This window comes from Pantoea sp. JZ2 (assembly GCF_035191405.1).
GTDB classification, from domain to species: Bacteria; Pseudomonadota; Gammaproteobacteria; order Enterobacterales; family Enterobacteriaceae; genus Pantoea; species Pantoea stewartii.
Genome location: NZ_CP045247.1, coordinates 2,767,160 through 2,794,100, shown reverse-complemented (window position 1 = coordinate 2,794,100; position 26,941 = coordinate 2,767,160). Strand labels below are relative to the sequence as shown.

Below are 26,941 nucleotides of genomic sequence, written 5' to 3'. Positions count from 1 at the left end.
TCACGCGTATTGCGCCCGTCTTTACGGACGCCAGGGAGAATGTATGTACAACCGACTCTGTCTGATACTGGTGACCGCCGCGCTGAGTGGCTGCCGTATTGTCTCGCAGCAGGAACTGGCCGATCTCAAGAATCCCCCCAATCCGCACATGGCCAACATCCACGCCCTCTGGCAGCAGAAGCTGGTTCCGCAGATCGTCGCTCAGGCCAGACCGCTGGGCGAGTTGATGCAGCGGCTGCAGGCAGAGAAGGATCTGGACAGCGCCTGTAAGGCGCTCGGCTATCGCTCACAAAGCGAAAACCCCTGTGTCTTTAGCGTCAGTGTCAGCGGCGATGTCACGGCGCTGGAGACCACCTCGCGCAACGGCAAAATGAAAGTCAAAGATGCATCAGGTGACACTGTCACTATTCAGACGGGCCCGATCATTCGTGGTACGGCGCTGCGGGATGCGTATAAAGGCACCAGCTATCAGGACTTCAACAATCAGGATCTGTTCAGTGATTTTGGCAAAGCCATTAATCAGCAGGCCGTCAACATGATGAAGGACAGCCATATCAAAACCGGTGATCACGTCCAGGTGGTAGGGGTGTTCAGTAGTTGGGATATTCCGCGCGCCCTTCCTGCTATCACGCCAGCCCAGATTACGCGTCAGTGAGGAGGTGATCATGCCTGAAGCGCAACCGCAAGACGACGTCATTATTGAAACGCGTGGCCTGTCACGCGTGTATCCCGGTGTGACCGCGCTGGATCAGGTCAATTATCGGGTGTATCGCAACAAAGTAAATGTGCTGATCGGGGAGAACGGCGCAGGCAAATCCACCATGATGAAGATGCTGGCGGGGGTTGAAACGCCCTCATCAGGTGAAATCTGGCTGGATGGCAAGCCGGTTGCGCTCAGTTCTACTCATCAGGCTGAGAAGTTGGGCATCAGCATTATTTTTCAGGAACTGAACCTGTTTCCCAATATGAACGTGATGGACAACATCTTTATCGCCAACGAATTCTTTCAGCGCGGCGTCATCAATGAAAAGTACCAGTATCAGCTGGCCCAGGCGCTGCTGGAGCGGCTGGAGCTGGACGTCGATCCCTTTGCGCCGCTGGATGAGTTGGGCATTGGTCATCAACAACTGGTAGAGATCGCCCGGGCGCTGTCAAAGGACACGCGCGTGCTGATCATGGACGAACCCACCAGCGCCCTGAGTCAGTCGGAAGTCAAAGTGCTGTTCAACGTGATTGAGCAACTCAAGCGACGTGGTGTCACCATCATTTATATCTCCCATCGGTTGGAAGAACTGATGGAAATTGGCGACCACATCACCATTTTCCGGGACGGGCGCTTTATTGCGGAACGGGAGGTGCGCGAGGCCAGCGTGCCCTGGATCATTGCGCAAATGGTGGGCGACAAGACAAAACATTTCGACTATCAGCCTGCCGTACAGGGCGAAACGGTACTGAAAGTCGACGGGCTGACGGCGCTGCATCAGAACGGCGGTTACCGCCTGAATGCAGTCAGTTTTAGCCTGCGCAAAGGCGAGGTGATTGGGATTTATGGTCTGCTGGGTGCCGGGCGAACGGAGCTGTTTAAAGGTCTGATCGGGCTACAGCCCTGTCAGGACGGGCATATCTGTCTGGGTGAGCAGCGACTGGATACCTGTAATTTTCAGCAGCGGCTCAGGCGTGGGATTGCGCTGGTGCCGGAGGATCGCAAGGGCGAAGGCATCGTGGGGTTGATGTCGATCACCGCCAACATGACGTTGTCCGATCTCAGCCTGCGCGGGTTTCGACGCGCGCTGGGCCTCGTAAACCCTGAACGGGAGCAGCAGCGGGTGAATGACATGATTCGGCAGTTGGCCATTAAAGTCAGCGACAGCGAACTGCCCATCACCTCGCTGAGCGGCGGCAACCAACAGAAAGTGGTGCTGGGCAAAGCGCTGATGACCGGTCCTCAGGTCGTCCTGCTCGATGAACCCACGCGCGGCATTGATGTGGGCGCCAAAACCGATGTGTACCACCTGATTGGTCAGCTGGCGCAACAGGGGCTGGCGGTCATGTTTTCTTCGTCTGAACTGGATGAGGTCATGGCGCTGGCCGATCGCATTCTGGTGATGGCCGACGGACGTATTACTGCCGATCTTCCCCGCGCGGATGCCACGCGCGAAAAACTGATTAGCGCGTCAACCCCGCAAGCCTGAGGTGCCGGAGAACTCCATGAACCAAAAATATCTGCTTTATATGTATTTGCTCAAGGCGCGTACCTTTATTGCCTTACTGATCGTCGTCGGTTTCTTTAGCGTCATGGTGCCGAATTTTCTGACGCCCTCTAACGTACTGATCATGACGCAGCATGTGGCGATTACCGGCCTGCTGGCGATTGGCATGACGCTTGTCATCCTGACCGGCGGCATTGATCTCTCGGTGGGCGCGGTTGCCGGTATCTGCGGTATGGTCGCGGGGGCGTTGCTGACCGCAGGCATCCCGTTATGGGACGGGAACCGGCTCTTTCTGAACGTGCCGGAGGTGATTCTGGTGGTAGCGCTGTTTGGTGTGCTGGTGGGCATGCTTAACGGGGCGATGATTACCCGGTTGGGCGTCGCCCCCTTCATCTGTACCCTGGGCGTGATGTATGTCGCCCGTGGCGCGGCGCTGCTGTTTAACGATGGCGCGACCTATGCCAACCTGGTGGGCCTGCCTGCGTTAGGCAACACCGGCTTCGCGTGGTTAGGATCGGGCACCTTCCTGGGCGTGTACATTCCGATCTGGCTGATGATCGGCTTCCTGCTGCTTGGCCTTTATCTCACCCGTAAAACGCCGCTTGGTCGCTACATCTATGCGACGGGCGGCAATGAACCGGCCGCAAGGCTGGCCGGTGTGCCGATTATCAAAGTGAAAGTATTCGTCTATGCCTTTTCGGGCCTGTGTGCCGCACTGGTCGGCCTGATCGTTGCCTCCCAGTTACAGACTGCGCATCCGATGACCGGCAATATGTTTGAAATGGATGCTATCGGTGCAACGGTGCTGGGCGGTACCGCGCTGGCGGGGGGGCGCGGTCGTCTCTCCGGCTCAATCATCGGGGCCTTTGTTATCGTCTTTCTGGCTGACGGCATGGTCATGATGGGCGTCAGTGATTTCTGGCAAATGGTGATCAAGGGCGTGGTGATAGTGACCGCCGTGGTGATTGACCAGTTCCAGCAGCGCCTGCAGAGCAAAGTGATACTGCTGCGTCGTCATGAAAAAAAGCAGCCGGTCACGCCACGGGCTGATATCAGTCATGGATAACAGGGGAGCAGCATGAACCGCAATTTTAGTGGAAAAACCGTGGTGATCACCGGCGCCTGCCGCGGGATTGGTGCCGGCATCGCCGCCCGCTTTGCGCAGGACGGCGCAAACCTTGTGATGGTCTCCAATGCTGATCGGGTATTTGCCACGGCCGACAGTCTTCGCGCCACCGGGGCCGCTATCCTGGCCCTGCAGGCGGATGTCACGGATGAAGCGCAGGTACAACGCCTGTATCGGCAGGCCGCAGAACGTTTTGGCGGCATTGACGTGTCGATTCAAAACGCAGGGATTATCACCATTGATGCGTTTGATGCGCTGCCGAAAAGCGATTTCGAGCGTGTGCTCGCCGTCAATACCACCGGTGTCTGGCTGTGCTGTCGTGAGGCGGCCAAATACATGGTGCAGCAAAACGGCGGCAGCCTGATCAATACGTCCTCCGGCCAGGGACGCAAAGGCTTTATCTACACGCCGCATTACGCCGCCAGTAAAATGGGGGTAATCGGTATTACACAAAGTCTGGCACTGGAACTGGCGCGCTGGAACATTACCGTGAATGCGTTTTGCCCGGGCATTATCGAAAGTGAAATGTGGGATTACAACGATCGGGCCTGGGGGGCGATTCTCAGCAGCGATAAGAAAACTTATGGCAAAGGCGAGCTGATGGCGGAGTGGGTCGAGACGATTCCGTTGAAGCGCGCCGGACAGCCGCAGGATGTGGCCGGGCTGGTGGCGTTTTTGGCCTCGGATGATGCGCGCTATATTACCGGGCAAACGATCAATGTGGACGGCGGATTGATTTTCTCCTGATGTTTTCCCCGGCGCGTTACGTCGGTGAAGGGTGATCTTAACCCCGTTTCATACGGGGTTTGCCCCTTCGCTGAGCACAAATATCGCTTCAAATCATTAATCTGGGTCACATTATGCTAAAATAGTCTGCGCTGGTTTTGTCATTCTCGTTGAGAAACCACCTGATAATGTTTATGCCCGGACCTGATGATGTGATTTACAGACCTGTTCTCCTCGCGTTGACTGTCATGACGGCCATCGCCGCCGCCCCTGTTCGTGCGCTGCAAGCCGACAGTCAGATTCCTGCCACCCCGTTTGGCGATCCTGCTCGTTTCCGGCAGTCGCTTGACGACCTTCCGTCGCTGGGGCATGTCGAAGAGGATCATCAGTGGAGTGAAAAACTGGCGAAGGCGGCGAAAAGCATTGCAGAAGCCAGTGAAAGCAGCAGCGATGTGACCTTTGGTCAGCAGGCCGGGCAGTGGGCGTTTAATCATCTGCGTGACGAAGTTGCGACGCGGGTGGAAACGGAAGGGCAGTCGCTGCTCTCTCCCTACGGCAACGCAGAATTCGACCTGAAAGTCGACATGGACGGCAATTTTGACGGGACCGGCGGTAATCTGTTTAGTCCGCTGGCCGATGAAAACCGCTATCTGACGTTTAGTCAGCTTGGTCTGCACGATACGGTGGAAGGGGTGGTCGGTAATGCGGGACTGGGCCAGCGCTGGGATCTGGGCAACTGGCTGTTAGGCTACAACAGTTTTATCGATCGCAGTTTTCGCAGCGGCCTCCAGCGCGCATCGGTGGGAACGGAAGCCTGGAGCAACAACCTGCGGCTCTCCGCTAATTACTATCATCCGCTTTCAGGATGGCGCAATCGTGACAGCAGCCAGCAATACCGCATGGCCGAAGGTTACGACATCACCACTCAAAGCTATCTGCCTTTTTACCGTCAACTGGGCGTGTCATTCAGTTATCAGCAGTATCTGGGTGAAAAGGTTGATCTGTTTAACAGCGGTAATCGCTACCACAATCCGGCGGCACTCTCGCTCGGGCTGTCTTACACGCCCGTGCCGCTGGTGACCTTCACGGCCAGCCACAAAACCAGCAGTGCCGGCGAGACCCAGGATCAGGTTGGGCTGAAACTGAATTATCGTTTTGGCGTGGCTTTAAGCCGCCAACTGGATGCCAGTAACGTCGCCGAGATGCGTTCGTTGCGTGGCAGTCGCTACGATACCGTCACGCGCAGCCAAACGCCGGTAATGGCTTACCGGCAGCGCAAAACCCTCTCCGTGTTTCTGGCGACGCCGCCATGGCAGCTCAATCCGGGCGAGAGCGTTCCACTTAAGCTGCAGGTACGCGCCAGTCATGCGATTAAGGGGCTGAGCTGGCAGGGCGACACGGCGGCGCTGAGTCTGACTGCTCCTCCGAACAACAGTGCAACGGACGGCTGGAGCGTGATTGTGCCGCCGTGGGACAGCACGCCAGGGGCCAGCAATACTTACCATCTGTCGGTTACGGTCGAAGACAGTAAACAACAGCGCGTCACGTCCAACTGGATCACCCTCAGGGTCCAGCCGCCGTTGTCGCTGGATGAGCCGCCCGCGGAACAGGCGGAGGCGCGCTCGCCGGTTACCGATCCGCTGAGCTTCAGCGACTAACGTCACAATAAAGTGTGATTTTTGTCACACTTTTTCACTGGTAAAAGCACACGCACACTCGCAGAATCGGCAAAAATACCCATTCATCTGCACACCATGATTCTTCGACCACCTAACCATTGGTTTATCCGCCTGTTTGCCTGGCATGGCTCTGTTCTGCCCGATATCCTGTTCCGCCTGTTTCTTAACCTGTTAATGTCGCTGCTCGCCCTGGCGTTGCTGGACTGGTATGAAACCCTGGGCATTAAGCTCACGCTGGCGCCGTTCAGCCTGTTGGGCGTCTCCATCGCTATCTTTCTGGGTTTCCGTAACAGCGTTTGCTATGCGCGATTTAGCGAGGCCCGCCTGTTACTGGGGGCGTTGCTGATTGCCTGCCGTAATATTTTGCGTCAGGTTATTGCCTTCTGTCCGGCAGATGCGGAGCGGGTGCAGGCCATGCTGCTGGCATTCTGTGCCAGTCTGAAACATCAACTCCGTCATACGGATGCACGTGACGACCTGACGCGCCTGCTGGGCAGCGAGGCCGAGGTGCTGCTGGGCCAGCACTCGGCGGCAAATATGCTGCATCTGCAATTGTCGCAGTGGCTGGCAAAGCAGCGACAAATAGGGGTAATCAGCGATATTGTCTGGAGCACGATTGACAACAACCTCAACCAGATTGCGGCAGTGCTGGGAGGATGTGAACGGCTGGCCAGCATGCCGGTGCCGTTTGCCTATGGCTTGCTGCTACGGCGTACCGTTTATCTGTTTTGTGCGTTGCTGCCGTTTGCGCTGGCGCCGGACCTGCATGCGATGACGCCGCTGGTGTTGATGTTTATTTCCTACACCTTTTTGTCACTCGATACGCTGGCGGAAGAGCTGGAAATGCCGTTTGGCTATAAGAATAACCATCTGCCGATGGATGCTATCTGCATCAACATAGAAATCAATTTGCGGGAAATGTCGGGAGAGAAGGATCTGCCCCAACCGATGCAGCCGGACTGTCACTATCGCCTGAGCTGAGAGGACGGGGTAAAGAGAAACGGCCCGTCAGACACAGGCCGGGCCGTTTAACAATGAGGGGGTAACGCTTAGAACTGGTAGGTCAGACCGACGCCAGTAATATCGTCTGTTGCTCTGCCCAGCGCATTGTTTTTCTTCAACAGGTTAAATTTGTACTCTGCATAGACGGACATGTTTTTGTTGAAGTAGTAGGTGGCACCCACAGAGGTGTACTTGTAAAGGTCACCGTCGCCAATCCCTTCGACATCTTTCGCTTTCGATGTGACATAACCCACGGAAGGACGGAAGCCGTTCAGGAACTGATACTGAGCCACGAGTTCCAGATTTTGCGTTTTATTCGCAAAGCCCGAAGAATTACCCACTTTGATTGGGGTGGCGTTGAGCGTTTCACCGTACATTGCGGCCAGGTAAATCTGGTTAGCATCGTACTTGGCGGCCGTTGCCCACAGCTGCGCTTTATCACCGCGACCAAAGACCGCGCTGTTCTGTGCCGTAATGCGGTTCAGGCTGGCAAAGGAGCCGACAAAGCTCAGACCAAAGTCAAAGTCATAGGATGTTGACAGGGCATAACCATCGCCATTCGAACGACGGACTTCCAGACCTGCATCCGTGGTGCTGGTACGGTCGTTTTTGCCTTCATACTGCGCCGCGACGTTCCAGCCCTTAACCAGACCGAAGAAATCTTTGTTGCGCCAGGTCAGCAAACCGCCTGAACGCAGGCTCAGGAAGGCATCGGTGTTAGCGGAGTCACCACCAAATACCGGCAGCATGTCTGTATAGCCCAGTGCATCATAGACCAGGCCATAGTTACGACCATAATCCAGTGAACCCAGTTGACCAAATTTCAGACCGGCATAACCCAGACGGGTTTTGTTGGTGTTGTTGGCATCTGACCCTTCAGAGTTAGACAGACTGTACTGATACTGCCAGAAACCATAACCGGTGAGTTGATCGGTGATGGCGGTTTCACCTTTGAAACCGATACGAGTGTAGCTGGAGTCGCCATTATTCGAATCGTCTTTAGAAAAAAGACGCATGACGTTGACCTTGCCTGTTAAATCCAGCTTATTCCCGTCTTTATTATAAATTTGTGCAGCCTGAGCAGTCGGCAGGCCGATCAGTAACGGCATTAATGCCGCCACTAAAGTGCGCTTCATCATTTATTATTTACCCTGTGGTTGTCTTATTATTTGCCCCTCTGGTGGGGTGAAAAGAAAATGACACAAATTGTTAATCCAGCCTAGCGCAATAAGTGTAACTAATTGTGTATTCAGGGAACTAAACGATAAAATCGCCATTGCTGAGTAGTGTTTACCCGGTGTTATTGTTTTTTCTTATGATTTATCTGCCAATGAAAAGAATGAAATATCATATATAACAGTGGCTTGTTTGGTGTTGCTCGCCCGCCTTATTCAGCATGACAAAAAAATAAAAATGCCAGTAGGTGTGGTGAAATAATCACCCATATCTGGTTAATAAATAATCTTAAAAGGTAGCGATCATACCATTAGTCTGCATATTAATAATCGACCTGGCCTGGCAAAGGGTTATTAACTTCCTGATAGTCACCCAGGAAATAAAATAATAAAACAGATGAATAAATAATAATTATGGCGTCGTGAATGCGTTATTTTCAGCCTTTCTTTTATTTTTTATTTGAGTTTATTCATCCCGACCACGGCATTTTTCTTTTTTATGCACAACAACCATGCAAGCGCCCCATTGTGAGGCGCACTTTGCACGCTTTTAAACAAATAATTTATCAGCGATCACAAAAGCAATATTTCATATCGCCGTTGCATAATTCCGCTATAAAAAACGCTACTATCCCGTCTTCCTCAGACTATTATTCACTATTTATGCATTTTAAATGAATAGGCGCCACTCGTAAGTTATTGATAATTGGTTATGCGCTCCATTTTATGCATTTTAGTCCTTGGCTGGCACGCTATCTGCAATCTATCGTAGGACGAGTCTTTACATTCTTAACATTTAACAAACAAACAGATTACCCCTGGGGTACAGGAGAAGGACTATGCCACTGCAGGTTTCGCGTCATGATTTTGATCACTGGATGATGCCGGTTTATGCACCCGCCAGTTTTGTACCGGTCCGCGCAGAGGGCTCAACCGTCTGGGATCAGCAGGGAAAAGACTATATCGATTTCGCCGGCGGTATCGCCGTTAATGCACTGGGCCATGCGCATCCCGCGCTTCAGCAGGCGCTTCAGGAGCAGGCTTCACGTCTGTGGCATACAGGCAATGGATATACCAATGAACCCGTTTTACGTCTGGCGAAACACCTGATCGATGCCACCTTTGCTGACCGTGTGTTCTTTTGCAACTCCGGGGCAGAGGCAAACGAAGCGGCGCTGAAGCTGGCCCGAAAAGTGGCACATGACCGGTTTGGTAACCATAAAAGCGGCATCGTCGCATTTAAAAATGCCTTTCATGGCCGCACGCTGTTTACCGTTTCTGCGGGAGGGCAGCCTGCCTATTCAAAAGATTTTGCGCCACTTCCGGCAGATATTCAGCACGCGGAATTTAACGATCTTGCGTCTGCTGCCGCACTGATTTCCGATCAGACCTGTGCCGTCATTGTCGAACCTGTTCAGGGCGAAGGCGGTGTTGTTCCGGCAGAGCCCGCGTTTCTGCGCGGCCTGCGTGAACTGTGCGATAAACATCAGGCCTTGCTGATTTTCGATGAAGTGCAGAGCGGCGTTGGCCGGACCGGCTCGCTGTACGCCTATATGCACTATGGCGTGACGCCGGATGTCCTGACCAGTGCCAAGGCGCTGGGCGGTGGGTTTCCCATCGGTGCCATGTTAACGCGTGAAGACCTGGCGCAGGTGATGGGCGTGGGCACGCATGGCACAACCTATGGCGGTAATCCCCTGGCGAGCGCGGTGGCAGGGAAAGTCATGGAACTGATTAACCGGCCTGAAGTGATGGACGGCGTGAAGATGCGCCATGACTGGATTGTGGCGGCGCTGAATGACCTCAATCAACGTCTGCATCTGTTTAAAACGGTGCGCGGGTTAGGGTTATTGATTGGGGCCGTACTGAACGACGACTTTGCGGGGAAAGCCAAACAGATCAACCTCGCCGCCGCTGAACAGGGCGTTATGGTACTGATCGCCGGGGCTAACGTGGTGCGTTTTGCGCCGGCGCTGAATATCAGCGAACAGGAAGTAAAGACCGGTATGGCGCGCTTTGCCCAGGCCTGTGAACAGCTGTTTAAGGGCCAGGCATCATGATGGTGATTCGTCCGGTCGAGCGGGATGATCTGAGTCAGCTGATGGCACTGGCGGCAAAAACAGGCGGCGGACTGACCTCCTTGCCGGTTGACAGCGCCACGCTACAGGCCCGAATCGAACGCTCGCTGCATACCTGGCAGGGCACGCTGCCGCGTGCTGAACAGGGCTATGTGTTTGTGCTGGCTGACAGCCAGGACAATCGCGCGGTGGGGATCTGCGCCATTGAGGTGGCTGTAGGTCTACAGGAACCCTGGTACAACTTTCGGGTCGGCACACAGGTGCATGCCTCAAAAGAGCTGAACGTGTACGCCACGTTGCCGACACTGTCATTAAGCAATGACCATACAGGCAGTAGCGAACTCTGCACGCTGTTTCTGGATCCCGACTATCGTGACGGTAAAAACGGTTATCTGTTATCGAAGTCCCGTTTTCTGTTTATGGCGAACTTTCGCGACTGCTTTATGGCGCGGGTGGTTGCCGAAATGCGCGGCGTCAGCGATGAACAGGGGCATTCCCCGTTTTGGGACAGCGTGGGCATTCACTTTTTCTCGATGGAATTTCGCAAAGCCGATTTTCTGAGCGGTACCGGGCAGAAAACGTTTATTGCGGAACTCATGCCCAAGCACCCGCTTTATCTGCACTATTTAACCCCGGAAGCGCAGGCCGTCATTGGTCAGGTCCATCCTAAAACCGCGCCTGCACGGGCGGTACTGGAGGCGGAGGGTTTCCGCTACCGCCAGTATATTGACATCTTTGATGGCGGGCCGACGCTGGAATGTGACATTGATGACATCCGCGCCGTGCGGGACAGTCGGTTACTGACGGCACGAAAAGGCGAGGCCCGGCAGGATGCGCCACTTTGTCTGGTCGCCAACACCGATTATCACCGGTTTCGTGTCGCACTCATACCGGTCGATCCGAGCGCTGAACATATTCAGCTTAATGACGAACAGTTACAGGCGTTGCAGTGCCAGCCGGGTGACAGCCTGCGCGTAGTGACGCTGTGTAGTGAGGAGAAAAAGGCATGACGCACCTGATTAACGGACAGTGGCTCGCTGGCGAGTCAGATCACTTTTCCAAACAGGACCCGGTCAGCGGCGACACGCTGTGGCAGGGGTGCGCGGCTTCATCGGAGCAGGTTACAGCGGCCTGCCAGGCGGCCCGGTCGGCCTTTCCGGCGTGGGCAAGACAGCCTTTTGCCGCCCGTCAGGCCATCGTTGAACGTTTCGCGGTACAACTCGAGAACCATAAAACCGCCCTGGCCGACTGCATTGCGCAGGAAACGGGGAAACCGCGCTGGGAAGCGCTGACGGAAGTGACCGCGATGATCAACAAAATTGCGATTTCCGTTAAAGCCTATCACGCTCGCACCGGGGAGCAGCAACAGGGCGAAAATGCCCTGCGTCATCGTCCTCATGGCGTGCTGGCGGTATTCGGCCCGTATAATTTCCCGGGCCATTTACCGAATGGTCACATTGTGCCCGCCTTGCTCGCCGGTAACTGTGTGGTGTTCAAACCCAGCGAGCTGACGCCGGCCACCGCTGAGAGAACGGTACAGCTGTGGCGGGAGGCGGGCCTGCCAGATGGCGTCATGGGACTGCTGCAGGGCGGACGTGAAACCGGCCAGGCGCTGGCGGCTGAGCAGGGCATTGACGGCCTGCTGTTTACCGGTAGCGCACATACCGGTTATCAGCTTCATCGCCAGTTTTCCGGGCAGCCTGAAAAAATGCTGGCGCTGGAAATGGGCGGCAACAATGCACTGATCGTGGACGATCCCGCGGATATCGACGGGGCGGTGCATATCGCCATTCAGTCAGCCTTTATCACGGCAGGCCAGCGTTGTACCTGCGCGCGCCGCTTACTGGTCAAACGGGGCGCGGCCGGTGATGCCTTCCTGACACGGTTGGTTGAGGTGGCCGGGCGGTTGCAACCCGGCGCCTGGAACGCCGATCCGCAACCTTTTATGGGCAGCGTGATCTCCTGCGCCGCTGCCGAAAAAATTTATGCCGAATGGCAGCAGCGCGTCGCGGCGGGCGGCAAGATACTGCTGGCAATGCGCTGGCCCAACCGGCAACAGGCGCTGTTAACGCCCGGCATTATTGACGTGACCGCGGTAGACAATTTGCCGGATGAAGAAGTATTTGGCCCGCTACTGGCGGTGATGCGTTACGACGATTATCCGCGGGCGATTCAACTGGCTAACCAGACGCGTTACGGCCTGGCGTGCGGGTTAATTTCACCTTCCCGCGAGCAGTTTGACCAGCTGTTGCTGGAAGCGCGTGCCGGTATTGTGAACTGGAATAAGCCGCTGACTGGCGCTGCCAGTACGGCACCGTTTGGCGGGATTGGCGCCTCGGGTAACCATCGCGCCAGCGCCTGGTATGCCGCAGACTATTGTGCCTGGCCGATGGCCTCGCTGGAATCGCCGCAGCTTACGCTTCCGGCAACACTGTCACCGGGCCTGGATTTTTCACCGCAAGGAGGTCGCCCATGAAAGCCACAGAAGCCAACTTTGATGGGCTGGTCGGACTGACGCACCATTACGCGGGGTTGTCATTCGGTAACGAAGCCTCGACGCGCCATCAACACCAGCCGTCGAATCCGCGGCTGGCGGCAAAGCAGGGCTTACTGAAAATGAAAGCGCTGGCCGACATGGGATTTGTTCAGGGCGTGATCCCGCCGCATGAGCGGCCCGGCATTGCCGTGCTGCGTCAGTTGGGTTTTAGCGGCAGCGATGCGCAGGTTCTGGAAAAAGCCCATAAAACGGCCCCCGCGTTACTGTCAGCCGCCAGCTCGGCCTCGGCGATGTGGGTGGCCAATGCGGCAACGGTATCACCCTCAGCCGACAGCGCTGACCGTCGGGTGCATTTCACCGTCGCGAATCTCAACAACAAATTTCACCGTTCCATTGAAGCCCCGCAAACGGCCGCTCTGCTGCGAGCGCTGTTTCGCGATCCGCGACATTTTGTTGTGCATGATGCGCTACCGCAGGTGGCCAGGTTTGGTGATGAAGGGGCGGCCAACCATAACCGTCTGGGCGGCGACTATGGTGACGCGGGTGTACAACTGTTTATCTATGGTCGCGACGGCCAGTCTGATACGGCCCCCCGACGCTACCCGGCCCGGCAAACCCGTGAAGCCAGTGAAGCGGTCGCCCGCCTGCATCAGCTCTCGCCTGAAAAAGTCATTTTTGCGCAGCAAAATCCGGCGGTCATCGATCAGGGCGTTTTCCATAACGATGTCATTGCCGTGAGCAATCAGCAGCTGCTGTTTTGCCATCAGCAGGCTTTTGTTGATCAGCCCGGTTTACTGGCGCAACTGCGCGACCGTGTGCCGGGTTTTGTCGCCCTGGAGGTGCCAACAGCCCGGGTCTCCGTGCAGGATGCCGTCAGTACCTACCTGTTTAACAGCCAGCTGCTGACGCGCCCGGATGGCAGCATGATGCTGGTGCTGCCGGAAGAGTCGCGCCAGCATCCCGGCGTCTGGGAATACCTGCGTGAACAGGTGGAAGGCGGCGGTCCGTTACAGTCCCTGCAGGTGTTTGACCTGCGGGAAAGTATGCACAACGGTGGCGGCCCCGCCTGCCTGCGGTTGCGCGTGGTATTAACCCCCGAGGAGCGCCAGGCCGTTAACCCGGCGGTGCTGATGAACGATCACGTGTTCGCCACGCTGAACCGGTGGGTCGATAAGCACTATCGCGACAGGCTGACGCAAAGCGATTTAGGCGATCCGCAATTACTGGAAGAAGGGCGGGTTGCCCTTGATGAATTGACCAGGCTGCTAGACTTAGGAAATGTGTATACATTTCAGCAGTGAAGCAGGTGGTGCCGTCAGGGTTGCCCGCTTCCGCTTTTAAGGAGAAACGATGCAGGACTTTTTGCAGCAAACGCTGTCGGGTGAAGCGCCACGTTTGCGTAGCGGTGAGACGGCGCATCTTCGCTGGCAGTGGTTATACCATGGTCTTTTGCTTATGGAGCCAAAGGCACCGGTTAACCAGGCGCTGGTACTCTCTGCGGGCATTCACGGAAATGAAACCGCCCCGGTTGAAATCCTTAATCAGCTCATCACGCCTTTACTCCGGGGCGAAAAACCACTTCAGCAGCGTATGCTGGTGGTGTTAGGTAATCCTTCGGCGCTGCGCGCGGGGAAGCGTTATGTGACCAGTGACATTAACCGACTGTTTGGTGGCCGCTGGCAGCAGATTGATGATGGCGATGAAGCGCGGCGGGTGCTGCGGCTGGAACAAACGCTGGAAAACTTCTGGCAGCGGGGGGCATGTGACGAAACTCGCTGGCACCTGGATATGCATACGGCACTGCGCGGCTCTTACCATCCCCGCTTTGGCGTACTGCCGCATAATCCGCGTCCCTGGCCGGACGCGTTTTTGCACTGGCTGGGCGCAGCCGGTCTGGATGCGCTGGTATTTCATCGTTCGCCGGGGGGCACCTTTACCCATTTCAGCTGCGAACATTTTGGCGCAGCCAGCTGCACCCTGGAGTTGGGGCAGGCGCGGCCGTTTGGCGAAAACGATCTGTCGCAGTTCAGCGCCGCGTCTCAGGCCCTGGCTGCTCTGCTGTATGGTGAAACATTGCCTGAGCCCGCCGGTCGCCCGCGCCGTTATCGGGTCTGCCAGCAGATCACGCGCTTAAGTGAGGCGTTTCAGCTGCATATGCCGGATGACACGAAAAATTTTACCGCGTTTCCGCAGGGGGCGTTGTTAGCTGAGGATGGCGAGACGCGCTACTTTGTCCAGCAGGCGCGGGAATACGTGCTCTTTCCCAATCCCCATGTCGCGCTGGGATTGCGGGCGGGTTTAATGCTGATTGAAGAGAGCGAGCAGACTCAGGCGTTACCTCTCTGAACGGTCTCACCGCGCAGTATAAAAAAAGAGCGGAAGAGACCTTCCGCTTTACTGCTAAAGGCATTACAATTCTCCACGATTTATCCGAAATTTCCTGATTATTCATACTCTTTTGCAATTCCTGACGCCATTCTTCTTATTCCCTCCATGATCGCCTGAAATATGACTTTTGTGCTTTCACGCTTTTACGCTCACTCGCAGTAGTTGACGTTCAACGTCGTATGCTTGTTTCCGAAGACGCGACAGCGCGCTGTCGTAACGAAAGTGAACAAGTAAAAAAGGACACTGTTATGCGTAAACTGACTTCTCTGTTACTGGCTTCTACCCTGGCATTTGGTGCGGCATCTGTAGTGCATGCCGAAGCGGATAACCTGACGCCACCGCCAGCAGGCAGTGAGAAACCTATGCACAAGCCGATGCACCGGGGTGGGATGGACATGATGTTTGGCGGACTGAATCTGACGCCAGAACAAAAAACAAAAATGCATGAAATTATGAAAGCGGGCCGTGGCGAGATGCAGCGCCCGTCAATCGAAGAGCGTCGCGCTAACCATGCGATTATCGCCTCTGAAAGCTTCGACAAAGCGAAGGCCGAAGCCCAGGCGGAGAAAATGACCGCCAACGCCAAAGCGAACGCGGTGGCAATGATGGAAACCCAGAACAAACTGTACAACGTACTGACGCCAGAGCAGAAAAAGCAGTACAACGCGAATTTTGAAAAGCATCTGACTGAAAAACGCCCGATGCATGACAAAGCGGCTCCGGCCCCTGCTGAATAAGCTTCGGGTTAATCACTAAAACCGGTCTGAGACCGCCGGCCTTGTCCACGTTGCGTGGGCAGTGTCGGCGGTTTTTTTATGCACGCGCGCCAGCGGGAAGGCGGTTAAGGAAAAGGGCGGTTCTGTCGCGTCACGCGGTCAACTCAGGGTTGCGTTGCAGGTCGTCATATGTCCGCCTTTTGTGCCGTCAGCAGGCGCTTCAGAGCGGAATGACCGGATACTGGCCGGACAACACCGGACGGCACAGGATCTTATAACCATCGTGGTCGAACCCGCCTTTACCCCGTTTCAGCCGTCTGGCTTCTTCAATCGAGTCAACTGAGCCCAGATAGAACCAGTGGTCAATGACATGAATCTGCGTCATCTGTTTCCCTTCTTCCACCAGCGCCACCGCCCCCTGCCAGGGCCAGCAGAAGACGCGGACGTTTTCCAGCGCCGCCAACAGTCGGTCCTGATGATCGCTCACGGACTCTTTGCCACAGCAGGCACCCGCACAGCGGCGTAACGCTGAGCGGAAACAGCCCCGGCTGGGGCTCAGTGCTTCCAGACCTAATAAGCCGTGGCAAAGCTGATACTCATCGGCCAGCTGTTTCAGCCGTTCCAGGGCAGCGAAGCGACTGCGGTATAAACCAAACAGGTTGGGCGACTGACTGAAATCGACATCGCGCGCATACACGACCTGTGGTTTCCCTTCGGGCGTAATTTGCAGCGAGCAGAGCTGGCGATTTTTGCGCAGGCGTTTATTGAAGAGCGGCTGCTGAGTTTTAATCATCTGCGCCTCCAGTAGCAACGCGCCGAGATCGCCCGCCGTGGGGATCCAGCTAACGCGTCGCGACTGGCGCAACATTTTGGCTTCATCAGGTGTTCGGAAATGAGACATGACGCGCGAACGCAGGTTAACGCTTTTGCCAATGTATAACGGCAGCGTGTCGCTTTCGCCATGAAAGGTATACACGCCGGGCAGGTTGGGCAAGCCTTCCAGCCATTCACGCAAATGTTCCGGGTATTCATAAATCGCTGCCGCATCAAATTCGAGGCGGTGGGTTGCTGCACGTCTTGCCAAAACGAACTCCCTATACTGGTTGTCCATACAGCATAACAGGCAGGTTAAATGATCGCCAGCCTCAGATTCATAACCGGTATGTTGCCCGCCAGCCGATCAGCGAGCCTGCGGTGATCAGGGCAACACCTTGCCAGAAGCTGGCGGGCGGTGTCAGGCCCAGCCATAAGCTGGCCAGCAAGGCGGACAGCACGGGCGTAAAACAGGAGGCGGTCGCCAGCAGGGGCAAATTTCCCTGCTGAATGCCGTCGTTCCAGGCAGAGTAGGCCACGGCGGTAGAGGCATCCACGAACAGCACTTGCGCCAGCGCGGTGACGATAAAAAACAGTGAAACACCGTTGCTACCGCATGCATAACGGCGTGTCACATTGTTATAAAGCGCCCGGGCCAGGGCTGCCGCCCACCAGCAGATAGCGACGGGGCAGGACACGCGGATCGGGCAGGCCTCTTGTCAGGCACAACAGCAGGGCGGTGATGGAATAGATCAGGGCGGCACCGCCGGTGGGGCCAAAAGCCTCACTGACGCTACGCAGCAGACCCAGGGTGGTGCTCCAGAGTAAAATTGCGCTCAGCCCGGTCAGGGTGGCGTTCGTGTAACGTTACGGACATGGAGTTTCAGCAGTTAAGGCAACCCTTGCCGGGCGGCAAGGGTCGGCGGCGTTATTTCCAGAAATCGTCGAAAACAGTGATAGGCGGTCGACGTTTGTGCTCGGTTTTCAGATACCAGCCTTCAATGATTTTCGCGCTGTCCGGATCGATCGTTTTCCCTTCAAGGTAGTCATCGATCATGTCGTAGGTGACGCCCAGTGCGACTTCATCCTGCAGACCGGGGCGATCGTCTTCTAAATCGGCGGTCGGTTTTTTCAGATACAGATGTTCCGGGCAACCCAGCGTTTTCAGCAGCAGTTTGCCCTGGCGCTTATTGAGGCGGAAGATAGGGTTAATATCGCTGCCGCCATCGCCGTACTTGGTAAAGAAGCCCGTGACGGCTTCTGCGCCATGGTCGGTGCCCACCACCACGCCTTTGGTCATACCGGCAATGCTGTACTGCGCTTTCATACGCTCACGGGCTTTCTCATTGCCGCGGACGAAATCCGACAGCACAATGCCGGCGTCTTTCAGCGCGCGCTCACTGGCCAGCACCGCTTCTTTAATATTGACCACCAGCGAGCGGTCTGGCTGGATGAAGGCCAGCGCATCCTGGCAGTCCTGCTCATCAGCCTGCACGCCGTAAGGCAGACGCACCGCGATAAAGGTGTAGTCGTTATCGCCTGTTTCCTGGCGAAGCTCCGTGATCGCCATCTGGGCCAGCTTGCCCGTCAGGGTAGAATCTTGTCCGCCGCTGATACCGAGTATTAACGCCTTCAGGCCGCTGTGGCGCGTTAAATACGCTTTGAGGAAATCCACGCTGGTACGAATTTCCTGCTGCGGATCGATAGTGGGTTTCACACCCAGTGCGGTAATGATTTCCTGCTGCAGTGACATCAACATCTCCTTAAGTCTTTAGCCAGCCGGCACAATATAAAGCCTGTCTTAAAGCTAACGCGCATCCCCGAAAACAACAAGCCAAAGCGGGTGATGTTTTCTTTTTGCTGGTCTGAATCCGACAATTTTTACCTCAGCGGAGGTTTTTTTGCCAAAACGATAAAGGTCAGTATAGCCAGCATGAAGCAACCAAATATCGTCAACGTCATACTGATTACTGATGTGCCGCCCATCCCGGTTACCGGCACGGCGAGTGCGCCCAGAGTGAACATCGTCACGCCAATGACAGCCGATGCGCTACCGGCACGTTGCCCCTGACTTTGCATCGCCAGTGAGGCGGCGGTGGTGGCAATGACACCATTGCTGGCAATCGAAAAGAACAGCGCAACCAGCAGCAGCGGGAGCGGGGCGTGCGTTAACCCGGCGGCCAGCAGCGCGCTGGAGGCCACGAATGCCAGCATCAGGCCGCCTTTCAGGACGCGATATTCACCCCACAGCGGGCAGAGGCGGGCGCTGGTCTGCGAGGCAATCACTAAACCGATACCGTTGGCGGCAAAGCAAAAGCTGAACGCCTGGGGTGACAGACCATAGATTTCCTGCAGCACGAACGGCGATGCGCCGATATAGGCGAACATGCCCGACATCATAAACCCTTGCGTCAGGCAGAAACCCATAAAGGCACGGTGGGTGATGACCTGCCCCAGCGCAGCATAAGCAGCAAAAACCGAGCCCTGACTCCGCCGATCAACGGGCAGGCTTTCATGCAGTTTCCCGCGCGCCAGCAGGATGAGCAAAATGGCGATGCCGCTCAGCACAACAAAAATACCGCGCCAGTCCAGCACGGTCATCAGGGCACCGCCCAGTAAGGGGGCGCCAATAGGGGCAAGGCCGTTAACCAGCATCAGCAGCGCAAAAAAGCGCGTCAGTTCATGGCCATTGTACATATCGCGCGCTACTGCCCGTGACAGCACCGCACCGCCCGCTCCCGCTAATCCCTGAAACAGACGAGCCAGTAACAGTTGATCGATAGTCTGGGCAAGGGCGCAGCCCAGCGACGCGATAAACAACAACGTCAGTGACAGGGTCAGAGGGCGCAGACGACCAAATTTGTCGCTCATGGGACCAAACAGAAGCTGACCGGCGCCCAGTCCCAGCAGGCCAGCGGTAAGGCTGAGCTGTGCCGTAGACGTTGGCGTAGCCAGGTCACTGGCTAACTGCGGCAGGGCGGGCAGATACAGATCGATGCACAACGGTCCCAGCGCAGCCAGTAATCCCAGGGTGATGGCGTAAACCAGCCGGTTGGGTGAGGAAAGCGTCATTTGGCCTCTGATGATAATGTTTAAGTGACGTTGTCACAAAAGTGCATTCAGCGCGTCTTTTGTGCCTGTAAAAACGGCACTGGCCAACACGCAATGGTGCAGTGAGCCAGCATGCCTGGTCTGTTCCGGCGCATTTTAACAAATCCCGCGAGACAGATTGAGTTTAAGTCTGTCATTAACTTGATAAAAACCGTTTTATGTTCCAGGCTTTTCACCACATGGACAAAAAATGAGGAACAACAAGATGAATAAAGTGATGGGATGTATCGCTGCAGCGCTGACGCTGGCTGCGCTCTCTGGTTGTACGACTTACGATCGTGCGGAAAGCTACGTGACTAAGCCAGTGGTTAAGGACGTCAAAAAAGGCATGACCCGCCAGCAGGTCCGTCAGATTGCTGGCCCTGCTTCAACTGAAATCACCATGGTGCATGCGCGCGGTACCTGTCAGACCTATGTGATTGGCGAGCGTGACGGTAAAGCACAAACTTACTTCGTGAGCTATAACGATATGGGTCGCGTGATGAACTACGGCTTCCAGAGCTGTGCTGAATACGATACCGATCCGCAGGTTAAGCAGTAAATTTTCGCTGACCTGAAAAAACGGCTCGCTTATGGCGAGCCGTTTTTTTATCTCTACAGTCCAGCCGGACGCGGCACTTCAACGTAGCTGCCGTTAATCTCCCGCTGATAGTAATGCCCGTCCTGCACGTAGAAACGTCGGCCATTAAAATCCAGCACCTGCATACCGCCGACGCTGCTGACATAGGTCGGAGCAGGCGGCTCAACAACCACGTACTCATCACCGTGTCGCTGATAATAACTGCCATTCAGCAAATAGTAGGTTAATCCCCCAATCAGAACCGCCGTTGCCGCCAGTGGCAGAACGTGGAAATGGTCAGGACCATGCCAGCGCGGCGCAGGACCATGCCAGCCCGGGCCGGGCCGGTACCAGTGAGGGCCGGGCCCCCAGTCGCCGGGGCGAGCAAACACTGCGCTGGGCGTAATCATCGCTAACGCGAGGAATGAAGCGATAACCGTTTTCATGTGCATTCTCCTGCTGTGACTCGCTGCAGAATTCTCCTTTTAGCATCCAAAAACAAGCAGAAAGCGCACGTATTATTGCCCATTTACCACGCTTAACGTTTCCTTAACGTGAATGTAAAGACAGAGGGGAAATAAGGAGAAACAGGCAGGGAAAAGGGAGAAGACCTGGCACCGGGTGCCAGGTCAGATGTGATTAGCTGTGCTCTAATTCACGGTGTTCGTCTTGCTCAAGAACGCGTCGGTCTGTCAGGCCCAGCCAGCGACTGGTCAGGGAACCTGCGGTCATTGCACCATTCACGTTCAACGCGGTTCTGCCCATATCGATCAACGGCTCGATCGAAATCAGCAGCGCGACCAGCGTGACGGGCAGGCCCATCGCGGGCAGCACGATTAACGCCGCGAAAGTCGCGCCACCGCCGACACCGGCAACGCCTGCTGAGCTCAACGTCACAATGCCCACCAGGGTGGCAATCCACAGCGGATCAAACGGGTTAATGCCCACTGTCGGCGCCACCATCACGGCCAGCATGGTCGGATAAAGACCGGCACAACCGTTCTGCCCGATCGTAGCGCCAAACGACGCCGAGAAACTGGCAATGGATTCCGGCACGCCCAGACGACGGGTTTGCGCTTCCACGTTCAGCGGAATGCTGGCGGCACTGGAGCGGCTGGTAAAGGCAAAGGTCAGCACGGGCCAGACTTTGCGGAAAAAGCGCATAGGGTTGATGCCATTTACGGACAGCAGCAGACCGTGTACCACAAACATAATGCCCAGGCCCAGATAGGATGCGACCACGAAGCTACCCAGCTTAATGATGTCCTGCAGGTTCGATCCGGCAACTACTTTAGTCATCAGCGCCAGCACGCCGTAAGGCGTCAGTTTCATGATCAGGCGCACCAGCTTCATCACCCATGACTGCAGCGTATCGATCGCCGTCAGGACACGCTGGCCTTTCACTTCGTCATCTTTAAGCAGGTGCAGGGCCGCCACGCCTAAAAAGGCTGCGAAGATGACGACACTGATAATCGAGGTGGGGCTGGCACCGGTTAAATCGGCAAAGGGGTTTTTCGGGATAAAGGACAGGATAAGCTGCGGCGCCGTCAGATCGGCCACTTTGCCTACATAGTTATTCTGGATGGCACTCAGACGCGCCGTTTCCTGGGCACCCTGTACCAGGCCGGTTGCATTAAGATGGAACAGCCCGGTCACGAAAACCCCGACCAGCGCCGCAATCGCGGTCGTAAACAGCAGCACGCCAATGGTCAGGAAACTGATTTTGCCCAGCGAAGAGGCGTTATGCAGGCGCGCCACCGCGCTCAGAATTGAGACAAAGACCAGCGGCATCACGATCATCTGCAACAGCTGGACATAGCCGTTACCGACCACGTTAAACCAGCCAATTGACGCTTTGACCGTATCGCTGTTACTGCCGTAAATAAACTGCAGCGCCAGGCCAAACGCGACGCCAAACACTAACCCGACCAGCACTTTTTTTGACAGACTCCAGTTGGCGCGGCTCAGGCGTGACAGCAGAAGCAGCAGCACCACAAAGGCAATGATATTAAGCGTTAAAGGGATATCCATAGAAACTCCGAATCATGCAGCATTCCCCTGGTAAGGAAAGCAAAAGTAGTTATTGTTCATACAGGTGTCCGGAAATGGTATCAGGTGAATTTAGTGCGATCTTATATCCAAATGGAATAGCTTATAACGTTGCCTGAGCGGCCAGTGGCTCAGGAGCCGGAATGCCCCGACAGGAGGCGGCTGACGCCGTTTTGCAAGGTATCAAATACCTGAGTGGGCCAGCCATTTTCGCCAAACGCAGGCATCCCTGGCGGGAACCACAGCGCGTAAGCCATCAGGCACAGGCACAGAGCGCGCTCCAGCTGATTGCCTTTTTGGCTGTTCAGAATGGGCAGACGAAAACGCCAGCGACAGGGCCAGAGCAGAGGAACGCCGGCCGGAGTGAGCATATCGGCCACAATGTGGCTCAGGTAACCCAGCGTCATGCCCTGCAGAACATCGGCGGGCACCGGCCAGCTTTTCGGCACGTTAATCTGAAACAGCCACAGGCCAGCCGCGACGGCAAGCAGGCTGTGGGTGAACCCGCGATGACCAAATGCCCGGGCAATGGGATGCGACAACCAGCGCAGGCGCTGGCCCAGCAAGGACTTAGGATGATCGATGTCAGGCAGCAGGCAGGTCAGCAGGCTGGCGGGAATTAAATGCCACCAGTCCGCCTGAGCCATCACCGGGGTGAGCTCGGCCCGTTTCGCAAAAATGGCGCTGGCAACAGCAAAAAAGATATGGCCTTCGGCCGTCATGATAAACCTGGCTGCAAAAGAAACTGTCAATGCATCCAGTATAGGGATTTATCCAGTAAATGAGAACCTGTGACGCTGTAACGAAGCGTTAATTTTTTAAGGGGATGCAACAGGTTACAGCGCCTTTGCCGTCAAGCCTGCAAATGCTCCCGCGTTAACTGTGTCAGGCTGCTCAGCTTCACGTCGGCAAGCGCCCAGCGGGCATCATCCTGATGGCTGGCTGCCGGAATCACAATCGATCGCATTCGTGCGGCTTTGCTTGCTACCATGCCGTTCACCGAATCTTCCAGCGCGACGCAGTGAAGCGGATCAATGCCCAGCGCCTCGGCGGCGTTGAGGTAGACCTGCGGATGCGGCTTGCTGTAGGGCAGATGTTCGGCGGAAGACAGCACATCAAAATAGTGATTCAGGTTAAACATCGTCAGTACCTGTTCCAGCATGAAGCGGGGCGATGCGGAAACCAGGCCGGTCTTCAGGCCGTGCTGTTTGCACAATGAGAGGGCGGACTCGACGCCGGGCAGAAGCGGGCGGTTTATCGCAATCAGTTCCATTGCACGGGCGATGATACGCTGTGTGACCGCTTCCTGACTCGGTCCCGACCAGGGCAACGTTTCGTACCACATGCGCACCGTCTGATCGATACGTAATCCGAGCGTATCGGGTAATTCGTGGCGTCGGGTCAAATCGATATTCAGGGTTGAAAAGATGTCCATTTCAGCCTGATCCCAGAGAGGTTCAGAATCAATCAACAAGCCATCCATATCAAATAAAGCTGCAAAAACAGGGCGGTGGTAAGACATGTTTCGCTCCTTAAAAAGTTCAGGCTACCTTAGCATGAACACAGGGTTGGTGCGCAGATGAGGCGAAACGGGCGCAGACCGCTCTTTTTTTTGGGAAAATTCTGCAAGGGCAGGTAGACTGAAGCAAATGGGATTTTGGGTTCAGGAGATATCATGACCTATCAACAGGCTGGCCGCATTGCCATCCTTAAGCGTGTCGCTGGCTGGGTGATTTTTTTACTCGCGTTGCTGTCTACCATCATTTCACTGCTGAGCTTTTTGTTTAAGCACAGTGAAAAGAAACCCGGTATTGATGCCGTGATGCTGGATTTCATTCATGTCATGGTGGATATGATTCGCTTTAATACGCCGTTTCTGAATGTGTTCTGGCAAAACTCACCGGTGCCCGAGTTCAATGGACAGATGAATCTGGGCTTCTGGTTTATCTATATTTTGATTTTTGTCGGGCTGGCGCTGGAAGCGTCCGGTGCGCGCATGGGACGTCAGGTGCGCCATGTGCGGGAAGGGATTGAAGATCAGATGATTCTTGAGCAGGCAAAAGGCAGCGATGGCCGGACCCGGCAGCAGCTGGAAGAAAAGGTACGGGTCCCGCGCCACACCATTTTTCTACAGATTTTCCCGCTCTACATCCTGCCGCTGGTGATTGCCATCGCCGGTTACTTTCTGCTTTCTCTGCTCGGTTTTCTCTAAACGATCAGGCCGGTTTCACCTGACCGGCTGCCCGTGCATCGTCATCCAGCAACTGGCCCACGGCAAACTGCGCCGCGCCCAGCCAGTTGCCGCCAAACACGTTGGCCCGGTTCAGGAGATAGTAAAGCTGATAAACCGGCTGACGCTGCGAAAAGCCATCGGGTAATGGCCAGCTCTGGTGATAACCGTCAAAGATCGCCTTCGGCAGATCGGTAAACCAGCTCAGCATCGCCAGGTCGCATTCCCGGTCGCCCCAGTAACAGGCAGGATCGAAAATCCAGGGGCCAGTCTCGCTGCCCGCACAGTTAGCTGGCCACAGATCGCCGTGGAGCAGGGAAGGTTGAGGGTGATGGGACGCCAGGGTCCGTTGCACACAATCAATAATCCGTTCGGCATCGCCGTACAGAATGCCTTTCTCAGCGGCAATCTGCAGTTGCCAGCCGATTCGTTGCTCCGCAAAGAAAACTGACCAGCGCCGCAACCAGCTGTTGGGCTGTGGTGTAGAGGTCAGATTATTATCGAAATCAAGCCCGAACTGAGGTTGCTCGCTCCACTGATGCAGACGCGCCAACTGCTGGCCTAACTGGTAGGCGCTCTGCGGATCCAGGGGCTGAGGTTTGATATATTCCAGCAGCAGGAAACTGTAGTCACGATCGCTGCCAACGCCATAAACGTCCGGAACGCGGACCGTCTGGGTACGGCGCAGCAGGGCGAGTTGATCGGCTTCCCAGCTAAACAGGGACACTTTATCGCGGCTGTTGCACTTTACAAACACATCCTGCTCACCATAGCGGATGAGCCAGGCGGGATGAACATCCCCCCGGGGAGTTCATGACGTTGGGTAATTTCGGCGTTGCCAAATTGCTCGTTTAACAGACGACTAATGGCTGACCACATCGGGTTATCCTCTTTATTCGCTGCCTGAGTTCAATTGTAACGCGGACGCACGCGATAAAAACCTGCGCGTGTGCACAGACTAGTCTGCGGCACCTGTTGCTTGGCGCAGAAAGTCGTCAAGCGTGGTCAACGTCACGTCGGGTTTCTGGCCCAGCGCGCTTTCGCCCGCGGCAAGAGCCTGCTGTTTTAGCGCGGCCTCATCCAGTGTGGTGACAATGCCAAAACTGTTGGTGCCAAGCTCATGGGCGGTGCCACTGTCATCCATTAACGTGGTAGAGAAGCCCCCTGATGTCAGAGCACCGGTCAGGTTCAGAACGTCACTGAGTCCGGCTTCCTGATAATGAAAGGTCACGACATAGCGATGTAGATCTCCACTGCTCATTTTGCACCTCGAAAGGGTTAAATATCACACAGCGTAGTACAGGGTGAAAAAACAGGCGAATAATGAAGGGGATGAGCCAACAATTCGGACTAAACTGTTTACCGTTTGTGCGGATGCTGGCAACCCGAACGTATGTAAATCTTGTAAACGAACAGATGTTATTTGGCAAAAACAACTCTATAATGCGCGCCGAACTCAGGTTAACGTCCAGCAAATACGGGACGTTACGCTAATGCATGATGTTCTGAGCGAATTCATATCTCTTTACAAAAGTTACGGTAAAGGGGATTGATCGCACCGGGAAACCCTTCAGAATCTTCGTTTTCAAAACTGTTGCACGGATCACACTTAATGAACGCCTTTAACAAGCTGTCTGCTGTTCTATTGCTCTCTGCCGGAGCGTTTTGTCACCAGGCGCTGGCCGATAACGCGGTCTTCACCGCGATGGATGACCCTTCAACGGCGAAAAAGCCTTTTGAAGGATCGGCCTCTGCAGGTTACCTGGCGCAAACCGGTAACACCACCAGCTCATCGTTGACCGCACAGACCAACATGACCTGGTATACAGAATCAATGGCCTACAGCTTGTGGGGCAATGCCGCGAATACCTCTGCAAACGATGAGCGCTCGTCCGAAACCTATAACGTAGGTGCGCGTTCGCGTTACAACATGAGCGCCTATGACTACCTGTTTGGTCAGGCAAGCTGGTTAAGTGACCGTTACAATGGTTATGACGGACGCGATGTCCTGACCGCCGGTTATGGTCGTCAGATCCTGAATGGCCCGGTGCATTCACTGCGTGCGGAATTCGGTCCTGGTGTCCGTTACGACGATTACCGCGAAGGTGGCCATAAAACGCAGGCGCTGGCTTACGGTGCGGTGAGCTACCAGTGGCAGCTGACAGATACCACCAAATTCATTCAGGGCGTTTCCGTACTGAGCTCACTGGGTGACGATACGACAGTGAACTCTGAAACGGGCTTACAGGTAGCGATTAACGACCATTTCGCCCTGAAACTGGCGTATAACGTCACCTGGAACAACAATCCACCTGAGTCTGCGCCCGACCATACGGATACCAAAACCACGGTCATGCTGACGTACGCGATGTAATCCGCGTTAAGTCTGTCTGACGGAGAAGCGGTCTGGCCTGGTGCCCGGCCGCTTTTTTTTGATCTGTCTGAGAGTTAGCGGAAAGGCATGGGTTTTGCTCACGTCTGAAAACTGCTATTATCCGTGCCGCATCAACTTCCTGGCGACATTCCGACAATGTGGGTCTGATTTCACGCCAGGTGAATCAAACTACTCAATTTTGTATGTA

24 protein-coding genes and 2 pseudogenes are annotated in these 26,941 nt (G+C 55.4%); 15 read left to right on the top strand and 11 right to left on the bottom strand.

The genetic code is table 11. The features are described 5' to 3' along the window. The first annotated feature begins 43 nt into the window (after positions 1–43). From GC087_RS13365 to GC087_RS13340, 6 genes are all read left to right on the top strand, one after another. Positions 44–655 carry a DUF2291 family protein gene (locus tag GC087_RS13365; protein ID WP_324019866.1) on the top strand — a complete coding sequence of 204 codons (612 nt, stop codon included), beginning with the start codon at positions 44–46 and terminating at the stop codon, positions 653–655. 10 nt (positions 656–665) lie between these two features. Next, positions 666–2,192, top strand: a complete 1,527-nt coding sequence (locus GC087_RS13360) for a sugar ABC transporter ATP-binding protein (protein WP_324028493.1) — start codon at positions 666–668, stop codon at positions 2,190–2,192. A gap of 16 nt (positions 2,193–2,208) precedes the next feature. After that, positions 2,209–3,276, top strand: coding sequence for an ABC transporter permease (locus GC087_RS13355; RefSeq protein ID WP_324028492.1), 1,068 nt, complete (start codon positions 2,209–2,211; stop codon positions 3,274–3,276). Between the two features lie 12 nt (positions 3,277–3,288). Further along, entirely contained in the window at positions 3,289–4,083 is a 795-nt protein-coding gene (locus GC087_RS13350; RefSeq protein ID WP_172912407.1) for an SDR family oxidoreductase, read from the top strand. Between the two features lie 164 nt (positions 4,084–4,247). Next, a complete protein-coding gene (locus tag GC087_RS13345) occupies positions 4,248–5,720 on the top strand; it encodes a YchO/YchP family invasin (protein ID WP_133745311.1) in 1,473 nt (490 codons plus the stop codon). A gap of 96 nt (positions 5,721–5,816) precedes the next feature. Continuing rightward, positions 5,817–6,722 carry a bestrophin family protein gene (locus tag GC087_RS13340; RefSeq protein WP_324028491.1) on the top strand — a complete coding sequence of 302 codons (906 nt, stop codon included), beginning with the start codon at positions 5,817–5,819 and terminating at the stop codon, positions 6,720–6,722. A 68-nt stretch (positions 6,723–6,790) separates the two neighbouring features. Here the strand turns inward: GC087_RS13340 and GC087_RS13335 are convergent, their stop codons facing one another. Beyond that, a complete protein-coding gene (locus GC087_RS13335) occupies positions 6,791–7,882 on the bottom strand; it encodes a porin (protein ID WP_058701715.1) in 1,092 nt (363 codons plus the stop codon). Between the two features lie 875 nt (positions 7,883–8,757). On the opposite strand from GC087_RS13335, the gene GC087_RS13330 reads away from it, so the two are divergent. The 6 genes from GC087_RS13330 (at position 8,758) to spy (ending at position 15,618) form a co-directional block, all read left to right on the top strand. After that, positions 8,758–9,978 (top strand): aspartate aminotransferase family protein, encoded by a 1,221-nt coding sequence (locus GC087_RS13330; protein ID WP_058701716.1) that lies wholly within the window; start codon positions 8,758–8,760, stop codon positions 9,976–9,978. After that, positions 9,975–11,006, top strand: coding sequence for an arginine N-succinyltransferase (gene astA, locus GC087_RS13325; protein ID WP_033741105.1), 1,032 nt, complete (start codon positions 9,975–9,977; stop codon positions 11,004–11,006). Before GC087_RS13330 ends, astA begins: the two co-directional genes overlap by 4 nt. Next, a complete protein-coding gene (gene astD, locus GC087_RS13320) occupies positions 11,003–12,472 on the top strand; it encodes a succinylglutamate-semialdehyde dehydrogenase (RefSeq protein ID WP_324028490.1) in 1,470 nt (489 codons plus the stop codon). The genes astA and astD overlap by 4 nt, the downstream gene beginning before the upstream one ends. After that, complete coding sequence (gene astB, locus GC087_RS13315) at positions 12,469–13,794, top strand: N-succinylarginine dihydrolase (protein WP_058708706.1); 1,326 nt, start codon at positions 12,469–12,471, stop codon at positions 13,792–13,794. Before astD ends, astB begins: the two co-directional genes overlap by 4 nt. A 49-nt stretch (positions 13,795–13,843) precedes the next feature. Beyond that, positions 13,844–14,839: a succinylglutamate desuccinylase gene (gene astE / locus GC087_RS13310; RefSeq protein ID WP_054633910.1), complete on the top strand. Its 996-nt coding sequence runs from the start codon at positions 13,844–13,846 to the stop codon at positions 14,837–14,839. Between the two features lie 290 nt (positions 14,840–15,129). Further along, entirely contained in the window at positions 15,130–15,618 is a 489-nt protein-coding gene (gene spy / locus GC087_RS13305; protein WP_324028489.1) for an ATP-independent periplasmic protein-refolding chaperone Spy, read from the top strand. 199 nt (positions 15,619–15,817) lie between these two features. Here the strand turns inward: spy and cho are convergent, their stop codons facing one another. The 4 genes and pseudogenes from cho to GC087_RS13285 all read right to left on the bottom strand — a co-directional run bounded on the left by cho (position 15,818) and on the right by GC087_RS13285 (position 19,482). Next, positions 15,818–16,681 carry an excinuclease Cho gene (cho, locus tag GC087_RS13300; protein ID WP_033741457.1) on the bottom strand — a complete coding sequence of 288 codons (864 nt, stop codon included), beginning with the start codon at positions 16,679–16,681 and terminating at the stop codon, positions 15,818–15,820. 67 nt (positions 16,682–16,748) lie between these two features. Then, a pseudogene (locus tag GC087_RS13295) lies at positions 16,749–17,259 on the bottom strand (hypothetical protein). Between the two features lie 79 nt (positions 17,260–17,338). Continuing rightward, on the bottom strand, positions 17,339–18,163 hold the full coding sequence (gene nadE, locus GC087_RS13290; protein WP_033741113.1) for an NAD(+) synthase: 825 nt from the start codon (positions 18,161–18,163) through the stop codon (positions 17,339–17,341). Positions 18,164–18,291: 128 nt separating this feature from the next. Next, on the bottom strand, positions 18,292–19,482 hold the full coding sequence (locus GC087_RS13285; RefSeq protein ID WP_324028488.1) for a multidrug effflux MFS transporter: 1,191 nt from the start codon (positions 19,480–19,482) through the stop codon (positions 18,292–18,294). 244 nt (positions 19,483–19,726) lie between these two features. On the opposite strand from GC087_RS13285, the gene osmE reads away from it, so the two are divergent. Continuing rightward, positions 19,727–20,062, top strand: a complete 336-nt coding sequence (gene osmE, locus GC087_RS13280; protein ID WP_006118944.1) for an osmotically-inducible lipoprotein OsmE — start codon at positions 19,727–19,729, stop codon at positions 20,060–20,062. Between the two features lie 53 nt (positions 20,063–20,115). Here osmE and GC087_RS13275 read toward each other — a convergent pair whose 3' ends face one another. The 4 genes from GC087_RS13275 to hxpB all read right to left on the bottom strand — a co-directional run bounded on the left by GC087_RS13275 (position 20,116) and on the right by hxpB (position 23,651). Continuing rightward, positions 20,116–20,526, bottom strand: a complete 411-nt coding sequence (locus tag GC087_RS13275) for a DUF6515 family protein (protein WP_324028487.1) — start codon at positions 20,524–20,526, stop codon at positions 20,116–20,118. 193 nt (positions 20,527–20,719) lie between these two features. Continuing rightward, complete coding sequence (locus GC087_RS13270) at positions 20,720–22,111, bottom strand: L-cystine transporter (RefSeq protein WP_006118946.1); 1,392 nt, start codon at positions 22,109–22,111, stop codon at positions 20,720–20,722. A 149-nt stretch (positions 22,112–22,260) separates the two neighbouring features. Beyond that, the gene (locus tag GC087_RS13265; protein ID WP_033741117.1) at positions 22,261–22,851 is read right to left on the bottom strand and encodes a metal-dependent hydrolase; all 591 of its coding nucleotides are present in this window, start codon (positions 22,849–22,851) and stop codon (positions 22,261–22,263) included. Positions 22,852–22,982: 131 nt separating this feature from the next. Next, on the bottom strand, positions 22,983–23,651 hold the full coding sequence (hxpB, locus tag GC087_RS13260) for a hexitol phosphatase HxpB (RefSeq protein WP_205956386.1): 669 nt from the start codon (positions 23,649–23,651) through the stop codon (positions 22,983–22,985). A 153-nt stretch (positions 23,652–23,804) separates the two neighbouring features. Here hxpB and GC087_RS13255 point away from each other — a divergent pair, with 153 nt between their 5' ends. Next, complete coding sequence (locus tag GC087_RS13255; protein ID WP_006118949.1) at positions 23,805–24,341, top strand: YniB family protein; 537 nt, start codon at positions 23,805–23,807, stop codon at positions 24,339–24,341. A 4-nt stretch (positions 24,342–24,345) separates the two neighbouring features. On the opposite strand, the pseudogene GC087_RS13250 reads toward GC087_RS13255, so the two are convergent. Beyond that, positions 24,346–25,238 (bottom strand): annotated as a pseudogene (locus tag GC087_RS13250) (fructosamine kinase family protein). 79 nt (positions 25,239–25,317) lie between these two features. Beyond that, on the bottom strand, positions 25,318–25,620 hold the full coding sequence (gene ghoS, locus GC087_RS13245; RefSeq protein ID WP_006118951.1) for a type V toxin-antitoxin system endoribonuclease antitoxin GhoS: 303 nt from the start codon (positions 25,618–25,620) through the stop codon (positions 25,318–25,320). A gap of 351 nt (positions 25,621–25,971) precedes the next feature. On the opposite strand from ghoS, the gene GC087_RS13240 reads away from it, so the two are divergent. Further along, on the top strand, positions 25,972–26,733 hold the full coding sequence (locus tag GC087_RS13240) for a DUF481 domain-containing protein (protein WP_006118952.1): 762 nt from the start codon (positions 25,972–25,974) through the stop codon (positions 26,731–26,733). Positions 26,734–26,941 lie beyond the last annotated feature (208 nt).